The organism is Janthinobacterium sp. 75 (genome assembly GCF_004365495.1).
Classification (GTDB): Bacteria; Pseudomonadota; Gammaproteobacteria; order Burkholderiales; family Burkholderiaceae_D; genus Janthinobacterium.
Genome location: NZ_SORD01000001.1, coordinates 4113644 through 4130539 on the forward strand (window position 1 = coordinate 4113644; position 16896 = coordinate 4130539).

Annotated in this window: 16 protein-coding genes; 2 read left to right on the forward strand and 14 right to left on the reverse strand. The window is 64.6% G+C overall.

What is annotated here, in order from left to right; genetic code table 11:
• Positions 1–43: 43 nt before the first annotated feature.
• Both C8C89_RS18765 and C8C89_RS18770 read right to left on the reverse strand, forming a co-directional pair.
• A complete protein-coding gene (locus C8C89_RS18765; RefSeq protein ID WP_133991710.1) occupies positions 44–988 on the reverse strand; it encodes a hypothetical protein in 945 nt (314 codons plus the stop codon).
• Between the two features lie 3 nt (positions 989–991).
• Positions 992–1513 (reverse strand): hypothetical protein, encoded by a 522-nt coding sequence (locus tag C8C89_RS18770; RefSeq protein WP_133991713.1) that lies wholly within the window; start codon positions 1511–1513, stop codon positions 992–994.
• 570 nt (positions 1514–2083) lie between these two features.
• On the opposite strand from C8C89_RS18770, the gene C8C89_RS18775 reads away from it, so the two are divergent.
• Positions 2084–3346, forward strand: a complete 1263-nt coding sequence (locus C8C89_RS18775; protein WP_133991715.1) for a PepSY-associated TM helix domain-containing protein — start codon at positions 2084–2086, stop codon at positions 3344–3346.
• On the opposite strand, the gene mdcH is transcribed toward C8C89_RS18775, so the two are convergent.
• Genes mdcH through mdcA form a run of 9 tightly spaced genes read right to left on the reverse strand, consistent with a single transcriptional unit; the run spans position 3343 to position 10641 of the window.
• Complete coding sequence (gene mdcH, locus C8C89_RS18780; RefSeq protein WP_133991718.1) at positions 3343–4278, reverse strand: malonate decarboxylase subunit epsilon; 936 nt, start codon at positions 4276–4278, stop codon at positions 3343–3345. The genes C8C89_RS18775 and mdcH overlap by 4 nt on opposite strands.
• Positions 4275–4892 carry a malonate decarboxylase holo-ACP synthase gene (locus C8C89_RS18785; protein WP_133991720.1) on the reverse strand — a complete coding sequence of 206 codons (618 nt, stop codon included), beginning with the start codon at positions 4890–4892 and terminating at the stop codon, positions 4275–4277. Before C8C89_RS18785 ends, mdcH begins: the two co-directional genes overlap by 4 nt.
• The gene (gene madM / locus C8C89_RS18790; RefSeq protein WP_133991722.1) at positions 4892–5656 is read right to left on the reverse strand and encodes a malonate transporter subunit MadM; all 765 of its coding nucleotides are present in this window, start codon (positions 5654–5656) and stop codon (positions 4892–4894) included. Before madM ends, C8C89_RS18785 begins: the two co-directional genes overlap by 1 nt.
• Positions 5649–6062 carry a malonate transporter subunit MadL gene (gene madL, locus C8C89_RS18795; RefSeq protein WP_133991724.1) on the reverse strand — a complete coding sequence of 138 codons (414 nt, stop codon included), beginning with the start codon at positions 6060–6062 and terminating at the stop codon, positions 5649–5651. Before madL ends, madM begins: the two co-directional genes overlap by 8 nt.
• A 60-nt stretch (positions 6063–6122) precedes the next feature.
• Positions 6123–6935 (reverse strand): biotin-independent malonate decarboxylase subunit gamma, encoded by an 813-nt coding sequence (gene mdcE / locus C8C89_RS18800; RefSeq protein WP_133991726.1) that lies wholly within the window; start codon positions 6933–6935, stop codon positions 6123–6125.
• A complete protein-coding gene (locus tag C8C89_RS18805) occupies positions 6932–7786 on the reverse strand; it encodes a biotin-independent malonate decarboxylase subunit beta (RefSeq protein ID WP_133991729.1) in 855 nt (284 codons plus the stop codon). The genes mdcE and C8C89_RS18805 overlap by 4 nt, the downstream gene beginning before the upstream one ends.
• A complete protein-coding gene (locus C8C89_RS18810; protein WP_101481131.1) occupies positions 7783–8091 on the reverse strand; it encodes a malonate decarboxylase subunit delta in 309 nt (102 codons plus the stop codon). Before C8C89_RS18810 ends, C8C89_RS18805 begins: the two co-directional genes overlap by 4 nt.
• Entirely contained in the window at positions 8078–8965 is an 888-nt protein-coding gene (locus tag C8C89_RS18815) for a triphosphoribosyl-dephospho-CoA synthase (protein ID WP_243858095.1), read from the reverse strand. The genes C8C89_RS18810 and C8C89_RS18815 overlap by 14 nt, the downstream gene beginning before the upstream one ends.
• A complete protein-coding gene (gene mdcA / locus C8C89_RS18820) occupies positions 8965–10641 on the reverse strand; it encodes a malonate decarboxylase subunit alpha (RefSeq protein ID WP_243858097.1) in 1677 nt (558 codons plus the stop codon). The genes C8C89_RS18815 and mdcA overlap by 1 nt, the downstream gene beginning before the upstream one ends.
• A gap of 115 nt (positions 10642–10756) precedes the next feature.
• Between mdcA and C8C89_RS18825 the strand changes: the two genes are divergently transcribed.
• Positions 10757–11674, forward strand: coding sequence for a LysR family transcriptional regulator (locus C8C89_RS18825; RefSeq protein ID WP_101481130.1), 918 nt, complete (start codon positions 10757–10759; stop codon positions 11672–11674).
• 54 nt (positions 11675–11728) lie between these two features.
• Here the strand turns inward: C8C89_RS18825 and C8C89_RS18830 are convergent, their stop codons facing one another.
• Genes C8C89_RS18830 through C8C89_RS18840 form a run of 3 tightly spaced genes read right to left on the reverse strand, consistent with a single transcriptional unit; the run spans position 11729 to position 16645 of the window.
• Positions 11729–13615 (reverse strand): glycoside hydrolase family 15 protein, encoded by a 1887-nt coding sequence (locus tag C8C89_RS18830; protein WP_133993510.1) that lies wholly within the window; start codon positions 13613–13615, stop codon positions 11729–11731.
• Positions 13587–14378, reverse strand: a complete 792-nt coding sequence (otsB, locus tag C8C89_RS18835) for a trehalose-phosphatase (RefSeq protein WP_133991731.1) — start codon at positions 14376–14378, stop codon at positions 13587–13589. The genes C8C89_RS18830 and otsB overlap by 29 nt, the downstream gene beginning before the upstream one ends.
• On the reverse strand, positions 14378–16645 hold the full coding sequence (locus tag C8C89_RS18840; protein ID WP_101481127.1) for a trehalose-6-phosphate synthase: 2268 nt from the start codon (positions 16643–16645) through the stop codon (positions 14378–14380). The genes otsB and C8C89_RS18840 overlap by 1 nt, the downstream gene beginning before the upstream one ends.
• Positions 16646–16896: the final 251 nt, after the last annotated feature.

Below are 16896 nucleotides of genomic sequence, written 5' to 3' on the forward strand. Positions count from 1 at the left end.
CAAATTATACGTTGAAGCAAGCCAAGCAAAGGCGTGGCCAGGCTTACAAAATTGCAATGCTCTCGCCGTTGAGCGCGCGCCGCGCATAACGCACGGCCGAGGCATCGTCGGACTTTTTGACGGAATGTGCGCCGGACGCCAGATTATCCTGTTCAAACTGGCGCAATTCCTGCAGCAGCGTGTCCAGCTCCGTTTCAGCACAGCGCCGCACCAGTCCGTCCATGGAATACAGGCCATAGGTATCGACCAGGCGGTAGAAGCCATCTGTCATTGCCAGCAGTTGCGATTGCCCCTCCATGTCAAACGCATATTGCCTGGCCTCGAATTCCCCTTGCGGATACATGCACAGTATCGTCGGCGCAGCATGCATATTCTGGAATGCGCGCCGCTCCCGCAACATCGGCAGCAAGGCCGCGAATACCTGCGCCTTATCCTCGACACCTTGCGCTTTCAACTGTGCAATGGCCGCCTTCAGAATATCTTCCTGCGCATTCTCGTAGGGATCAATATCGCGCACTTCCCCGGCTGCGTTCGAGACAAACACCTTGCAATCGCCAAGCGCGTAGATCTGTACAGCGGCATCCACGCCGCCTTCGATAATGCGTGCCCACGTCAAGGCGGCAATCGGGTAGGCATACGCAGGAATCTGCGCCAGATTAAAACTCGCCTGCACATCGCGCTGAAAATGTGCCAATGCCAGCTTGATGCTGTCATGCTGACTTAATCCGGGCGCGACCACCTCTTTCAGCAGGGCCGCAAAAGCCGACACGAACCAGGCGGCGTCGCCTACCAGCGTATCGAAATAATTCTTTTCGGAGACCGAGCTTGCACCATCAAATATCAGGATATCCACGATTCCCGCATTGTGCAGATAAACCGCCACCAGATCTTCATTACTCTTCGCGCCGGCAGCATCGGATACGTGGACAATTTTCATCAGTTTATGGATTCTTTTCTCAACGATGGTTGGCAAGGCCAGTGTGGCCATTCCCTAGCCCAGCATGACATCATGCCGGTTCGACGTCTCGCGGCTATACAGGCGATCAAAGTCAGCGCGACTGTCAGCATTCGCCCACAATGCGGCGATGTAATTGAATTCCTCTTCGAACGGCTGCTCGAAATCGGGCACGTCCATCGCATACTCGCAATTGCGGCTCAACATGACCAGCCAGTCCGGATAAGCGAGCGCCGGGTACAAGCGGGTAAAGATGGCATCGAGCGACGACACGCTTTCCAGTCTTTGCAGATAGGCAAGGTGCAACTCGACGATGTATTTGCCAGCCAAAAACTGCTGATCGCGCCGCTGCGCGCCACGGTAGCGCGCGATGATCACGTCGGCCAGCGGCAGCACTTCATCGCGACCCCGGGCGCTGGCCAGCAGCACGACCTCCAGGTCGTCGCCTTCCTGGTCCAGGCGCAGACGTTCCACGGCCCAGTCCACGCAGCGCTCAGCCGGAGCAAAACCCATGTCGAGCTGGAAAACGGCGATTTCAAGTTCTGTCAGTTGTTCCATGTCTTTCATTTTACTCATACCATCCTCACCCCGTTTGCAGCATCTTTTTGCAACATCGCATCGAGCGCATTAACATCCGCAGGCTTGCTCAGGTGCAAATCAAAGCCCCCATCGGACGCCAGTTGGCGGTCCTTGTCCTGGCCCGTGATGGCCACGAGGATGAGATGCTGGCCGCAGGGATCGCTGCGGCGATGGCAGCCGGCAAGGCGTTCATGGCGCTGAAGTGGCCCACGCAAATCACGGGACCTCCGCTGACGGCATGGCCGTGCATGAACACCGCGACGCCTGCGGCGCACCGGCGCATTCGCTCACGCGGACATGCTGCAGATCTTCCATGCGCATGCTCCGAATATTTCCATTGGGAATGTAAATTACCTACTTGCCGGCATCTTAGCATGCACAATTGCACCTTGGGCAACACCGTTCGCGCTGGACAAACGCCTGGCCACGACGGATAATGAGAACGATTCCTATTATCAAAATTCCAGGCGTGTGCCTGGCTTTCCCTGTGCGCCGCTATGGCGCCCGCTGGCGGCAACAAGCCGGTTTCATGTTGAAGGTTTGTACTGCATGCGCGCTTTCTGGACTGTCATACACCGCTGGGCTGGCCTCACCATCGCCCTTTTTCTCATCGTCGCAGGCCTCACGGGCGCCGTCACCTCGTGGGACCATGAACTGGACGAGTGGCTCAACGCCGACATCATGGACACGCCGGGCCGCGGCCCCCTGCAGGCGCCGTTTGCGCTGGCGCACAAGGTAGCCGCCGCAGACCCGCGCGTGGAAGTCAATTACCTGACCCTGGGCCTGGAAGAAGGCCATGCCGCCGCCTTCATGGTCCGCCCATTGACGGACCCGGCGAGCAACAAGCCGTTCGTGCTCGACTACGACACAGTCTACATCGACCCCGTCACGGCGCACATCACGGGCACGCGCGATTCGACCGCCATTTCCCTGTCGCGCCGCAGCCTGATGCCGTTCTTGCGCCACCTGCACTACAGCCTGCACGTGCCCGCCTTCTGGGGCACCGACCGTTGGGGCTACTGGCTGATGGGAACGGTCGCCCTGATCTGGCTGCTCGACAGCATGGTGGCGTTTTATCTGACCACGCCACGCCGTTTGCGCCCGCGCGCCCCGGACGAGGCGCCGCGCCACCGCGATGCTGCCAGCTGGTGGCAACGCTGGAAACCATCGTGGGTGGTGCGCTGGGCGGCCGGCGGCTACAAGCTCAACTTCGATTTGCACCGCGCGGGGGGCCTGTGGGTGTGGGCCATCATCATTGTCGTCGCGTTTACCTCGTTCTCGCTGAATTTGTACCGCGAAGTGTTCTATCCCCTCATGTCGCTGGTATCGACAACCACGCCAGGCCCGTATGAAACGCAGACGCCGGCACCCTACGGCAGCTACATCAAGCCCGTGATCGGTTTCGAGCAGGCCGTGGATATTGCAAAAGAGCAAGCCGTGCAGCGCGGTATCACGGCACCCATAGGCGGCATCTATTATGGCGGTAATTATTCCTTCTACAACGTGTCGTTCTTCGACCCGGCCGACGAGTTCGGCGCGGCCGGCATGGGCTTGTCCAACCTCTACGTCGATGGCATGGACGGCAGCATCATCGGCCAGCACAAGCCGTGGCAAGGCACTGCCGCCGACGTCTTCGTGCAACTGCAGTTCCCCCTGCACTCGGGCCGCATCCTCGGCTTGCCGGGACGCATACTGATGTCCTTCATGGGCGTGATGGTCGCCATGCTGTCGGTGACGGGCATCGTCATCTGGGAAAGAAAACGCCGTTCGCGCCGGCTGCAGGCGAAGAAAAAGCTTGCGGCGGCCGATTAAGCGGCACTACCCCGCTCACGCTGCACCAGCGCCAACAGGCTGTCGCTCCGGTTGCCATCGCAGCAGACGGCCACGCCATCGGTGAAGTCGGGCGCCGTCAGGCGCGTCAGCACGCTGCCCGGCGGCATTTCCAGCGCCAGCCGCGCGCCTCGCTCCCATGCCAGGCGCGAGGTAGCAGTCCACTGCACGCGCTGCGCCATGTTGGCGGCCAGGCTGTCGCGGATGCGGGCCGGGTCGAACAGCGCGCGCGCCGTGCTGCTGCTCAGGTAGACCAGCGACGGCCGGCGCACAACCACGCCATCGAAGGCGGCGGCCATGTCGGTCGCGGCACCGTCCAGCAGCGGGCAATGCGACGGCACGCTGATGGCCAGGCGCTTGGCCTTCCTGGCGCCATGCGCCAGGGCCAGCGCCATCACGGCTTGCAGGGCGGGTTCGCTGCCGGCGATGGCGATCTGGCGCGGCGCATTCAGGTTGGCGATATACACGGGCGTGGCGGCGCCGTGCACTTGCGCCAGCAAGGATTCGAGTTGCGCCAAATCAAGCCCGATGATGGCCGCCATGCCGTAACCGCTGGGATACGCCTGTTCCATCAATTGTCCGCGCCGCGCCACCAGGCGCAGGGCATCGGCATAATCGAGCGCGCCGGCGACGACGGCCGCCGCATACTCGCCGATCGAAAAGCCGGCCACCATGTCCGGTAGCGCGCCGCGCGTGGCCAGGGAACGCGCCATGGCCACACCCGCGATCAGCAGACACAGTTGCACGGCCCGCGTCGAGGCCAGTGCGACGGCCGTGTCCAGCGCCAGCGGATCGCGGCCCAGCACGGCCGCCGCTTCGGCCAGGGTATCCGTCACGGCCGCATCGTCCGGCAGCGCATGCAGCATGCCCGGAGTCTGGGCCCCCTGGCCCGGAAAGGTAAATAACACGCTCATGCAAGCTCCCAGGGCGTGGCCGTCAGAAGCGGGCCGCGATCCGTTTTCAGCAAGACCCTGCCCCGGTCCTCCGCCCATTCGGCATACGCAAAGCCGCCTATGCCCGTGTCGATCTGCAAGTCCAGCCGGCACGCCGTGACACTCGCCGCGATGGCGCGCAGGGAATCGGCTTGCGCGCCATCCGGCGGCGCGGCGATGCGCAGCAGCAAATCGAGGTCGCTGTCGGCGCGCAGCACGGGCAAGCCGCTGGCCAGCGCGAAACCCACGCCGCCCGTCGGGCCCCAGTTCCAGCCCGTGGCGTCGAGCAGGGGCGCCACCTGCCGCAGCGCATCGAGCGCAGCGCAGGAAAAGCCAGGCAGCGGCGCGTGCGCCAGCCGCGCCAGCATTTCCGGCGTCACGCGGTGCAGCACGGCGGCGGCCTCCACTTCGCACGCGTGCCGCTCGCTGCGCAGCATGCCGCGCGCGCCTACGGGAATGCGTCCGGGCGCGCAGCTGGCGCGCCGCACCACCAGCGGCGCCGCCCGCAGCCAGAGCGCGTCTAGCCAGGCGGGCAACGGCGCCCCCTCAGGCAGGCCGGATGCCCAGAGCAGATCATGCGCGCGAAGATTTTGCATCAGGCCACCACCGCCTTGACGGCAAAGAACAGCAAGGATGGACCCAGCAGGCAGCCCAGGCCCGTGTGAAACGTGGCCACCAGCGCGCCATACGGCACCAGCCTGCGGTCGGTTGCCGCCAGGCCGGCCGACACGCCGCTGACGGTACCGGCCAGGCCGCCGAAGACCATCGCCGAACGCGGCGTTTTCAGGCGCAGGAAGCGCGCCGCTGCGGGCGTGCCCACCATCACCAGGATGGCCTTGATCAAGCCCGCCGCGATGCTCAAGGCCATGACATCCGAACTGGCGCCGATGGCCGCGCCCGTGACGGGGCCGACGATATACGTGACGGCACCAGCGCCGATGGTGGTCATGCTGACGGCGTCCGAGTAGCCAAACGCGTAGGCAACGCCAGCGCCCACGAGAAAGGGCAGCACCACGCCCAGCATCAGGGCCACGACGCCGATCAGGCCAGCCTTGCGCGCCTCCGTCGCCTGCACTTCGAAAGCGGTGGCAACGATGGCAAAGTCGCGCAGCATGGCACCGCCCATCAGGCCGATGCCGCCAAACAGCGACAAATCGGCCAGGCCCTTATGGCCGCCGCTATGCACCCCGCCCCAGTATGCGAGGCCCAGGCCGATCACGATGGCAATGGCCGAGCCGTGCACGCGGCCCAGGGTCAGATACTTCGACAGCGCCACCGACAGCAGCATGATCAGGCCGACAAAGGCGAATGCCGTCACCAGGCCATTGTGGATGGCGGCTTTTTCAAAGATTTCAAGCATGACGGTGCTCCTTGATCAGAATCGACTCAGCTTCGGCGGCGGCGACGGCGGCCGGGCTTTCCATCCTGTTAATCAGAGAAATCACGGCGCCGCAGACGAGCACGGAGCCGATGGCGGCCAGCACGGCCACCGGGCCGCCGCGCAGCGCCGCGACCACATCCTGCTGCGCCGCCATGGCCACCACCACGGGAATATACATGGCGCCCCAGTATTCGACGCCCCGTTCGGTCATCTGCGGCAGCCAGGATCGCCGCTGCATGTAGAGCCGGGCGCAGATCAAAAGCAGCATGGCGATGCCCACCCCGCCCACGTTGGTCTTGACGCCCATCAGCTGCCCGAGCAAGTCGCCCAGGAAGATGCCGAGCAAATGGCACAGGGCCAGCAGTGCGGTTCCGTAAATGATCATGATTGTCTCCGTTACAGGATGAGGAATAGGAATGACTTTTTGTCTTCTCTTTTGATTCACCTACCATTGCTGCCGTAGCACCTCCCTGACCCTGGCCGAAGCCTGGCGGTGCGGTGCGCCCAGCCGGCTGGAGAGGTCCGCCAGCGGGTCAGCGCGGATGTCGGCCAGCGCTGCCTGCAGGCTGGCGCGCACCTGCGCCAGATCAAGCGCTGACGGCGCATCCGGCTGCGCCACCTGCAAGGTTTGCCACAGCAGCCCCAGGGTGGCGTAGTTCCTGATGTCGTAGGCCATGGGCGCGATGGTCTCGGCCAGCGCTTCCAGTGCCTCCACAGTGCGCAAGGTGATACGCGCCGCCGACGCCTTGCCCATGGCGTGCACCATCACTTGCGGATCGTCGAGCGCGATCAGGCGGTTGGCCTGGTAGCCGTGCGCCAGAAAAGCGCCCGACATGGCCTTGCCGACGATCAGGCCGACGACGGGGTGGCCTGCCAGGCGCGCCCTGGCATAAGCTCCCGCCGCGCCGGCCAGCGCCTGGTGGATGCCATACGCCTCTTCGCGCCTGCCATACGCCTGGCTGGCCACGTCGATGACGGCGACGATGGGACGTTTGACGGCCAGCGCGTGGTCTTCATGAACCACCTGCTGCACGGCGCGCGCCAGTTGCCACGCTTCGACCAGGCCGATTTCACCCGTGCGTGCGCGCGTAAAGCGGTTGTCCGGGTCCGGCAGCACGGCCAGGTAGCGCGCCAGTTCGCCCGCCAGTGGCGCGTCCACCACGCGCACGGAAAGCGGATAGCCGTCCAGCGGCGCAGTGTTATCCGTGAGTGCCGCCAGCCAGGTGGCGCCGCGGCTCGTGTCGGTAAGGGCGTTCATGCTGCGGCTCCTTTGCTGTAGATGGTGCGCACGGCGTCCGGCGTCGCTTGCACGCTGGCGTCCACTTCGGCCAAACAGGCCAGAAAGCCCTCTGCCTGATCGCTGCGGTGCTGCGCCGGCAGGCCGCGGCGGAACAATTCAGCCACCGTGGCGCGCATCTGCGCCGTGTCGTCTGCCACATAGGCGTCGGCCAGGCCGCTGTGAAAGCGCTGCTCGCCACCCGTCAGGCTCCAGATGAAGGGCTTGTTGCGCGAGTCGAATTCGTCCACGCCCGCCTCCTGCTCGATCACGGCGGGGCCGTTGAGGCCCAGGCGCGCATCGCGCGTGACTACAAAATAGCTGCACAGGCCCGCCGCGATGGACATGCCGCCGTAGCAGCCGACCGTGCCGGCCGTGATGCCGATCACGGGCTGGTAGCGGCGCAAGTCGACGATGGCCGCATGAATGTCGGCAATCGCCGCCAGGCCCAGGTTGGCTTCCTGCAGGCGCACGCCGCCCGTCTCGAACAGGATCACGGCGCGCGTCGGCACGCCCTGGCGGTTGTCGCGCGCCGCCAGTTCCAGGGCGCCGGCGATTTTTGCTCCGCCCACTTCGCCCATGCTGCCGCCCTGGTAGGCGCCCTCGATGGCCAGCACCACGGCCGGCTGGCCGTCGAACAGGCCCTTGGCCACCACCACGCCGTCGTCCGCCTGCGCCGTGACACCCTGCTGCGGCAGCCAGGGCGAAGCGATACCGTAGAACGGGTCGAGCAGTTCGCGCATGCTGCCTGCGTCCAGCAAGGCGCGTGCCCGGCTGCGCGCGCTCCGTTCGATGAAGCTGTCGCGCTCGAGTAATTCCTTCAATGTGCTCATGCCGCCCTCCCCGCTTGCAATTCTTCGTAGGCCTGCTCGATGCGCATGCGCACCACGCCCGGCGTGGCGCCGCAGTCGTTGATGGCGATGCTGGCCGCTGGCAGCGGCTCGCCGCCGAATACGCGCTGCAGGAGCGCATCCCAGACGGCGCCCTTGCCGTCGACGGAAGTGTTGACGACGATGCGTGTCACGCCATCGTCGCCAGGCTGCAGCAGCACTTCCAGGTCGCCCGAACCGACGACGCCGGCCAAGGCGCGCCCTGCCGCCGGCTTCCCGGCCGGGAATGTATAGTCACGCGTTTCCATGCGCTTCTCCTTCAGTCAATCGATCCAGGAACAGGGTCGCCGCCAGCAAATCGGCCGCGCCGCCCGGTGACACGCCCCGCGCCAGCGCGCACGCTTCCAGCGCCAGCAGCGCCTGCGACCCGGCGGCCGTGGCCGCGCCGCCCGCCGCCAGCACCTGCGCCGCTCCCGCTTGCAATTCCAGCAAGGCAGTCTCGCCGCCGCGCGACAGCACGCAGGTGTCGTCCAGCTGGCTGATAATGGCCAGCAAGGCATTCAGGCGCGCCGTCGTTTCGTTGTCGCCGCGCGACCGCGAGGCGCGCAGCTGCCGCAAGCCGGCGCCCGTCACCAGGGGAAAACCGGCGCGGGCCTGGCCCCGTGCGCCCCCGACCTGGTACTGGCGGCACGCCAGCTCGCCCTTGTTACCCGTCTCGCCTGGCGCGCTGCGGTCCTGCAAACGGGCCAGCGCACCGGCCCGCGCCGCCACGGCTCGCGGCGCCAGCGACGCGCCGCGCGCGCTCAGCTGCGCCGCCGCCGTCACCAGCAATCCCAGTGCCCAGATGGCGCCCCGGTGCGTGTTCACGCCATCCGTGGCCGCCAGCATCAGCGCTTCGCCATCGCGGCCGATGGCGCCGATGCGCTGGCGCAGGCCGTCGTCATCGTTACTTTCCCAACCCGCTTGCGCCATGGCGGCAAACACAGGCCGAAGCGCGCAGGCCGAATGGCACATCAGGGCCCAGTTCAAGTCCGTGTGGGCGCCGCGGCTGCGCAAATCGACCAGGCCCGGTTTCGGCGTCAGGGTCACTTCGTCGAGCAGCGCCTGCAGCACCTGCCGCGCCAGCGCGGCAGAGCGTTCCCGCACTGGCATCGCGATAGTCATTGTCATCATTGTGGTCATTACCAGCTCCTGAATTTGGCGGGGGGTTGATACAGGCCGTCGGACCATTCGACCAGATCGGCAATGCTTTTCGCCGCCAGCAGCGAGCGATTCGCGTCGCCGCGCTGCACGCCGATATCCTCGGGCAGCGCGATCAGGCCGTCGGCGCGCAGCTTGGCCGTGGTTTTCGGGTCATGGCGCAGGCCGATGGGCGTCACGCCAGCCACCGCCGCCAGCATGGCCTTGCGCTCGTCGAGCGAGCGGGCCTTATACAGATAAGCGATGCCCTCTTCCGTCAGCACGTGGGTGACGTCGTCGCCATAGATCATCACGGGCGCCAGCGGCATGCCGCTGGCCTGTCCCACAGCCACGGCATCGAGCGATTCGACGATGGTCGGCTGGCCGCCATCCTGGAACGTTTCGACCATCTGTACCACCAGCTTCCTGCCGCGCGCCAGAGGGTCGTCCGTCTCGATCAGGTCCAGCCAGGCGGGCGTCGGGTGGCGCCGGCCATGCGGATCGTGGCCCATATTGGGCGCGCCGCCGAAACCCGCCAGGCGGCCATTCGTCACGGTCGACGAGTTGCCCAGGCCATCCATCTGCAGGGTCGCACCGATGAACAGGTCGACCGCGTACTGGCCCGCCAGCTGGCACAGGGCGCGGTTCGAGCGCATGGAGCCGTCCCGGCCCGTGAAAAACACGTCGGGCCGCGCGGCCGCATAGCCTTCCATGCCCAGCTCCGCGCCGAAGCAATGCACGCTCTCGACCCAGCCCGTCTCGATGGCCGGTATCAGGGTGGGATGGGGGTTGAGCACCCAGTTGCGGCAAATCTTGCCTTTCAGCCCCAGCTGCTCGCCGTAGGTGGGCAAAATCAGCTCGATGGCGGCCGTATTGAAGCCGATGCCGTGATTGAGCGACTGCACCTGGTGTTTTTCATACACGCCGCGAATCGCCATCATGGCCATCAGCACGTGCACGGGCTTGATCACGCGCGGGTCGCGGGTAAACAGAGGCTCGATGAAGAACGGCTTGTCGGACTGCACGACGAAATCGATCCACGAGCCGGGCACGTCGACCCGGGGCAAGTCGCTGACATCATCGACGATCTGGTTCACCTGGGCGATGACGATACCGTCGCGGAAGGCCGCCGATTCCACCAGGGTGGGCGTGTCTTCCGTGCTGGGGCCCGTGTACAGATTGCCCTGGCGGTCAGCCATGTAGCCGGCCACCATGACGACGTTGGGCGTGAGATCGACGAACAGGCGCGCATACAGCTCGATATAGGTATGGATGGCGCCCACTTCCAGCAAGCCATCCTGCAGGAACTGGGCGATGCGCAGGCTTTGCGTGCCGGCAAAGGAAAAGTCCAGCTTGCGGGCGATGCCCCGTTCGAACAGGTCCAGGTGCTCGGGCAGGCTGACGCTGGGCATGATCAAGTGCAGATGGTGGATCTTGTCGGGGTTGACCTGGGTCAGCATGCGGGCAAGGAAATCGGCCTGCTTCTGGTTATTGCCTTCAAGAACAACGCGGTCGCCCGGCGCGAGCAAGGCTTCGAGCACGGCGACCATGTCCCCCTGTTGCAGGACGGGACCGTTCGCGTAATGGCGCACGGCGTCGAGACGGCGGCGTTTCTCGGTGCGCCGCGTGTCCCATTGTTTTTGCCGCTGCGCTGGCGCTGCTGTGGCGGTTGACATCATGCCTCCCTGTTAGCTATCGAACTTCAACGATAGTGAAAAGGCGGCACCACTACAATCAAGCTGCTACCATGTTCATTACCCTGAAGTTAATGAACTCCCTTGGAAGGGGCTAGCCATGGCTATCAACGAAGAAATTACCCTGAAAAAGCTGGAAGTTTTTCTCAGCTTCATGGAATTGAACAACCTGGCGCGGGTGGCCGATGCACTTGGCCAGAGCACCGTCAGCGTGCACCGCGCCCTGCACTCGCTGGAAGACGGCTTGCGCTGCCCCCTGTTCAAGCGCGAGGGGCGCAGCCTGATCCCCCTGCATGCGGCCTACACCTTTGCCGAATCGGCCCGGCGCGCGTTGGCCGAATGCGAGGAAGGTGTGCGCAAGGTGCGCGAAATGTCGGGCATCAATCCCGTGCGCCTGAAGATCGGTTCGCTGTATTCATTGACCCTGCACTGCATCCCGCAGCTGGTGATCGCCCTGAAGCTGCGCCGGCCCGGTCTCGACATCGACCTGACCCTGGGCTCGAACCGCGACCTGCTGCAAAGCCTGGCTGACGGCCGCCTGGACGCCATCATCATCGGCGTGCAGGAAGACGAACAGCATGCGGGCCTGGTAGCGGTGCCCCTGTTCCAGGACGACGTCTACCTGGCCGCGCCGCTAGCCTCGCCCTATGCGGGAGCCGCATCGGTAGACTTGCAGCAGCTGCGCGACGATAAATTCGTCACGCTCAACGAGGGTTTCGTCACCTCGCAAAGCTTCAACCACGCGTTTGAACTGGCGGGCTTCGTACCCGACACGGCCATGCGCGTGGGCGATATCTTCTCGCTGATCAACCTGGTCAGCGGCGGCATCGGCTACAGCCTGCTGCCCGGCCGGGTGCGCGCCTTCAGCTCGCGCATCGAACTGCTGCCGCTGGACGCGCGCTACGGCTCGCACCAGCAGATCACCCTGCTGATGCTGAGCAGCCGCGAGCGCGACCCGAATTTGCTGGCGCTGGCGGCCGAGTGCCGCTTGTATGGGCGTGGCGAGCGAAGCGCATGATTACATCGAAGCCCGAAACCTCGGGCTCCCCGGGCCCGCGATCCAGGCCCGCACTTAAATAGCGCTATCCCACGGCGCCGACAACCTCACGGCGCAGTTAATCAAGCCTACCATCGAATACGTCTGCGGGAAATTGCCCCACATTTCGCCTGTCACCGGATGCGTGTCTTCCGACAGCAGGCCCAGGTGGTTGCGCGCCAGCAGCATGGTCTCAAAAATTTTGCGCGCCTCGTCTTTCCTGCCGATGCGCGCCAGGGCGTCGATGCGCCAGAAGGTGCAGATGTTGAAGGCGGTCTCGGGCTTGCCGAAGTCGTCAGGCGCCTCGTAGCGGCGCATGTAGGGACCGTCGCACAGCGATGCTTCCAGCGCATCGACGGTGGCGATGAAACGGGGGTCCATGGGGTCGATGAAATTGACTTCCGCCATCAGCAAGACGGAGGCGTCGAGGTCGCGCCCGCCCAGGCTTTCGGCAAAGGCCTGGCGCTCCTCGCTCCACGCTTCGCGCAGCAAGCGTTCGCGGATCAGCACGGCGCGGCTGTTCCAGTGGTCGGCCCGGTCCGGCAAGCCCAGTTTATGCGCCACTTTCGCCAGGCGGTCGCAGGCGGCCCAGCTCATCAGCATGGACGAAGTGTGGACACGCGCCCGCGTGCGCAGCTCCCACATGCCCGCGTCCGGTTCCGCATGCAAGCGGAATGCCTGGTCGCCCACGGCTTCCAGCGCGGCAAACTCGGCCTTGCCGGCCCGGTGGAACAAACGGTGGTCAAGAAACGCCTGCGCCGCGCCCAGCACGATATTGCCGTAGACATCGTGCTGGAAGTGTTCCTGCGCCTGGTTGCCCACGCGCACGGGGCCGTTGCCCCGGTAGCCGGGCAAGTGGGCTAGCGTCGATTCCGGCAACTGCTCTTCCAGGCCGATACCGTACAGTGGCTGGATATGGCCGCCCTTCGAGCGGGCGACGATATTCGTCAGCCAGCGCAAATACTCTTCCATCGTGCCCACTTCGGACAAGCTGTTCAGCGCGCGCACGACAAAGAAAGCGTCGCGCAGCCAGCAATAGCGGTAATCCCAGTTGCGGCTGCTGCCCGGCGCTTCGGGGATGCTGGTGGTCATGGCGGCGATGATGGCGCCCGTGTCTTCATACAGCGACAGTTTCAGGGTGATGGCGGCGCGGATGACTACGTCCTGCCATTCCAGGGGCACGGCCAGGCGGCGCGTGTAGGTGCGCCAGTAGTTGATGGTTTCCTTTTCAAAGATGCGCGCCGTCTCGTCGATGCCGCCAGCCAGGGTTTCATCGGGTCCCAGCAGGAAGTTGGCGGTGCCCCCCAGCACGAAATACGTTTCGCTCAGTACATAGTTGAGCGATACATCCGTGTTCAGGCGCAAGGTCTGTTCCGGCCCCACATAGCGGATGTGGTGGCTGCCCTGCGTGATCTGCGGCGCCAGCTTGCCCCAGTCGTAGCGGGGGCGCAGGCGTACCCTGATGCGCACGGCGTGATCGAGCGGACGCACGCGGCGGATCAGCATCAGCGGGCGGAACATGCGGTCGCGGCTGAGAAAACGGGGCGCGAAATCCGTGATTTCCACGCCGCGCCCTTCCGTGTCGTACAGGCGCGTGCGCAGCACGGCCGTGTTCGGCTCGTAGAATTGCTCGCTGCGCGCATAGTTTTCAATATCGATGCCCCACACGCTGCCGTTTTCCGTCGCGTCCAGCAGGCTGTTGAACACGGGATCGCCATCGAAACGGGGCAGGCAGGACCAGACGACCTGCCCTGCCTGGTCGATCAGGGCGCTGAAGGCGCAATTGCCCACCACGCCGCAGTTGAGACTAGCCTGGATGGGCGTGACGGGTGCCGACGCGCTGGCTGCGGCAGTGGCGGAAGCAGCCAGCGAATCGGCGGCGCCGCTGGGCGTGTCATACGGTTGTTCCTGGGATTGCGTCATCATCTACTCCTTCTGGGGATACGGAGGCGGCCAGCAGCGCTGTGCGCAGGGTGCCCGGGCTGGCCAGGCGCAGGGTGGCGGCGCTGGAGCCGCTGCCCACTTTCACGCCCTGCCCGCCAACTTGTTGTACAAAGGCAAAGCCTGCTTCGTCGGTGGTGTCGTCGCCCGCGAACACGGGCCGGCGGCCGGCAAACGGGGCTTCCTGCATGAAGGCGGCGATGGCGCCGCCCTTGTCGGTGGCAGCCGGTTTGGCTTCCAGGACCATTTTGCCATGCAACAGCAACACCCCCGGGCACGCTTGCACGGCGGCCGTCATTTCCTGCGAGCACAAATGCTCGAGTTCGGGCGCCAGCCGGTAATGCAGGGCCACGGCGCCCCGCTTCTGCTCCACCAGCAAGCCGGGGTGTATCGCCGCCAGCGCCCGGGCGCGCGCCAGCACGGGCGACACGTCGGGCGTACCCGCCACATGCAGCGCGCCGTCCGCGCCGCGCCGCTCCACGCCATGCACGCCCGCCACCGGCAAGACCAGGGGCGCCAGCATGGCATCGATCTGCGCCACGGGACGCCCGGAAATAAGGGCCAGCGCGCCGCCATGGCGCTCGGCCAGCAGCGCCAGCGCTTCCACCACACCCGGTTCCAGGCGCACGCCATCGGGCGTGGGCGCCAGGTCGACCAGGGTGCCGTCGAAGTCGAGAAAGACGGCGCTGCCGGGGGTACTCAGCAGCTCCAAAAGGGCTGCGCTATCGTCAGGCATGTCCGTCATCAAATCCCCTTGCGCCGCTTGATGCGGCTGTGGGCGTCGATCTTGGTCATGACCTTGTCGCGCTGGCGCAAACGGGCCGCATCCAGCAGCATGCGTCCGGCCCAGCGGTAGACATTGAAATGTTTGACTCTAGCCCGCATGCTCTTCATGCGCTCGCGCTGCTCCACGGGCGGCATCACCAGGCCACGGTACAAGGCATCAGCGCCCTGCTCGATATGATACGGATTGATGATCAGCGCTTCATGCAGTTCCCGCGCCGCGCCCGTGAATTGGGACAGCACCAGCACGCCCATCTCATCGTCGCGCGCGGCGATGAATTCCTTGGCCACCAGATTCATGCCGTCATGCAAGCTTGTCACCATGCACACCTCGGAAGCGCGGAAATAGCGCTGCAAGTCGTCCTGGCCATGGTGTTCGGCTTTCAGCAGGATGGGCACGTAGTTGCCGCTGCCGAAACGGCGGTTGATGCGCTCGACCATCTTGCGCACGCGGGCATCGAAACTTTGATATTCGTCCAGGGAAGCACGGCTGGGGGCGGCAATTTGCACGAAGGTAAAATTGCCGACCATGCCAGGCTGCTGTTCCAGCATGCGCTCGACGGCCTGGAAGCGCTCGACGATGCCTTTCGTGTAATCGAGGCGATCCACGCCGATGCCTAGCAAGTGATCGGGCGCCACGCCCAGCTCGGCACGGATTTGCGCGCGGCAGGTTGCCACGTCGGGCTGTGCCGGATCAACTTCCGGCCAGGCGATGGAAATCGGGTAATCCTCCACCTGCGTCATCTCGCCGCCATACGAAATCGTCGACGCTTCCGGCTCGATGCGGGTTTCCAGGTAGCGGTCCACCGTTTCCAGGAAATTCTTGCGGTGGAATGGCGTGTGGAAGCCGAGGATCGTGCTGCCCAGCAAACCGTCGAGGATTTCTTCGCGCCACGGGCAAATGCCGAACGATTCCGAGTTAGGCCAAGGGATATGCCAGAAGGTAATAATCGTCGCTTTCGGCAAGGCTTCGCGCACCATGCGCGGCAGCAAGGCGAAGTGGTAATCCTGCACCAGCACGACGGGATTGTCCGTCTTCGCCTCGGCGATCACGGCTTCGGCGAAGCGGCGGTTGACCTTCACATACTGATCCCAGTCGGACGAGCGGAACACGGGGCGCACGTGGGCGATATGGCACAGCGGCCACATGCCTTCATTGGCGAAGCCATAATAATAGCCCTGCTCTTCCTCTTCCGTCAGCCACACGCGGCGCAAGGTATAACTGGGATGATCGGGCGGCACGGGCACGTGGTCGAGTTTATCCACCGTTTCGCGGTCGGCGGAACCGGCGCCATGCGCGATCCAAGTGCCAGAGCAGGCGCGCATCACCGCTTCCACGGCCGTGACCAGGCCGCTGGCCGGGCGCTGCACCGCTATCCCATCTTCCGTTTTGGTGTGGATATACGGTTCGCGGTTCGATACCACCAGCACTTGATCTCCCGCAAGATCCGCTTCCAGCAAGCCGCGCAGTTTTTCCGGCGTCCATTCCGAGGTCCAGCCACTGTCGCCCTGGCGTTCCAGATGGTATTCCTGCAGCAATTCGCGCAAGTCGCCGATCAGCGGCTGCATTTCCGGCGGCGGCGCGGGCGCGGCGGCGGGCGCATCGGCGGCCTGGACGGCCATGGCGCTGCGCGGCATCAACTCGCCCCGCAATATATCCTTCACGGCCGACAGCCAGCCGCGCCAGCTCAGATGCGCCACGAACACGGTCATCAGGGAAATCAGCACGGCCAGCACGGCCAGGAAGGCAAAGATGAAACGCTTGGTATCCGTATTGCGGCGCTCGACAAAGCTCATGTCCTGCACCAGCACCAGGCGGCCCAGCTGGGTCGCGTCCTGCATGACGGGAGTTTCGCTGATGTGGACTTGCCCTTGCGGCAACTGCGCCAGGGATTTGTACAGGCCGCCCGTGGAAGGCGTGGTCCAGCAGCCGATCGAGGCCGGGAATTGCGCGGATTGGTAGACGAGGTGGCCCGCATTGTCGCAAAAGCCGATGGCGATCAGGCGTTCGTCGCGCGTGGCGCCCTGGAACAGTTCTTTGACGCGCGTGGCGTCTTGGGCGGGCAGGTATTCGCTGAGCGAGGGCCGGAGTGTTCCAGCAAGCAATTCCGCCCGGCTGTCGAGGTCGCGCACATACCAGCGCAAGGTAATATTATCGAGCAGGGGTACCACAATATAAGCAAACAATCCCAGCACCAGGGCCAGTGGCAGGATGAAGCGCAAGGACATTCGGAGTGATCGTACTATCATCGTTTTCCTTTGCAGACATAAACAACCATTGCAAGTATGGCTACATTTCCAAAAAGGCGGCGCCCGTTTGCTTTGCGTATTGAAACGTCAACGTGGCATGGCGCACCGCAGCAATTTCTGCCAGTATCTACCTTGATCCAAGTCTTATCCGTACGGCAACGCACGCCCCCGCGACGTCATCTGCCCGTAAAATAGCCGCTTCCAATATCCATCTCACCATCTCAAGGAGT

What these genes read in the sequence shown, in the direction of transcription:
- C8C89_RS18765 (WP_133991710.1), bottom strand. Translation starts at nt 988, where the DNA reads ATGGCCACACTGGCCTTGCCAACCATCGTTGAGAAAAGAATCCATAAA.
- C8C89_RS18770 (WP_133991713.1), bottom strand. Translation starts at nt 1,513, where the DNA reads ATGGAACAACTGACAGAACTTGAAATCGCCGTTTTCCAGCTCGACATG.
- C8C89_RS18775 (WP_133991715.1), top strand. Translation starts at nt 2,084, where the DNA reads ATGCGCGCTTTCTGGACTGTCATACACCGCTGGGCTGGCCTCACCATC.
- mdcH (WP_133991718.1), bottom strand. Translation starts at nt 4,278, where the DNA reads ATGAGCGTGTTATTTACCTTTCCGGGCCAGGGGGCCCAGACTCCGGGC.
- C8C89_RS18785 (WP_133991720.1), bottom strand. Translation starts at nt 4,892, where the DNA reads ATGCAAAATCTTCGCGCGCATGATCTGCTCTGGGCATCCGGCCTGCCT.
- madM (WP_133991722.1), bottom strand. Translation starts at nt 5,656, where the DNA reads ATGCTTGAAATCTTTGAAAAAGCCGCCATCCACAATGGCCTGGTGACG.
- madL (WP_133991724.1), bottom strand. Translation starts at nt 6,062, where the DNA reads ATGATCATTTACGGAACCGCACTGCTGGCCCTGTGCCATTTGCTCGGC.
- mdcE (WP_133991726.1), bottom strand. Translation starts at nt 6,935, where the DNA reads ATGAACGCCCTTACCGACACGAGCCGCGGCGCCACCTGGCTGGCGGCA.
- C8C89_RS18805 (WP_133991729.1), bottom strand. Translation starts at nt 7,786, where the DNA reads ATGAGCACATTGAAGGAATTACTCGAGCGCGACAGCTTCATCGAACGG.
- C8C89_RS18810 (WP_101481131.1), bottom strand. Translation starts at nt 8,091, where the DNA reads ATGGAAACGCGTGACTATACATTCCCGGCCGGGAAGCCGGCGGCAGGG.
- C8C89_RS18815 (WP_243858095.1), bottom strand. Translation starts at nt 8,965, where the DNA reads ATGACCACAATGATGACAATGACTATCGCGATGCCAGTGCGGGAACGC.
- mdcA (WP_243858097.1), bottom strand. Translation starts at nt 10,641, where the DNA reads ATGATGTCAACCGCCACAGCAGCGCCAGCGCAGCGGCAAAAACAATGG.
- C8C89_RS18825 (WP_101481130.1), top strand. Translation starts at nt 10,757, where the DNA reads ATGGCTATCAACGAAGAAATTACCCTGAAAAAGCTGGAAGTTTTTCTC.
- C8C89_RS18830 (WP_133993510.1), bottom strand. Translation starts at nt 13,615, where the DNA reads ATGACGCAATCCCAGGAACAACCGTATGACACGCCCAGCGGCGCCGCC.
- otsB (WP_133991731.1), bottom strand. Translation starts at nt 14,378, where the DNA reads ATGACGGACATGCCTGACGATAGCGCAGCCCTTTTGGAGCTGCTGAGT.
- C8C89_RS18840 (WP_101481127.1), bottom strand. Translation starts at nt 16,645, where the DNA reads ATGTCCTTGCGCTTCATCCTGCCACTGGCCCTGGTGCTGGGATTGTTT.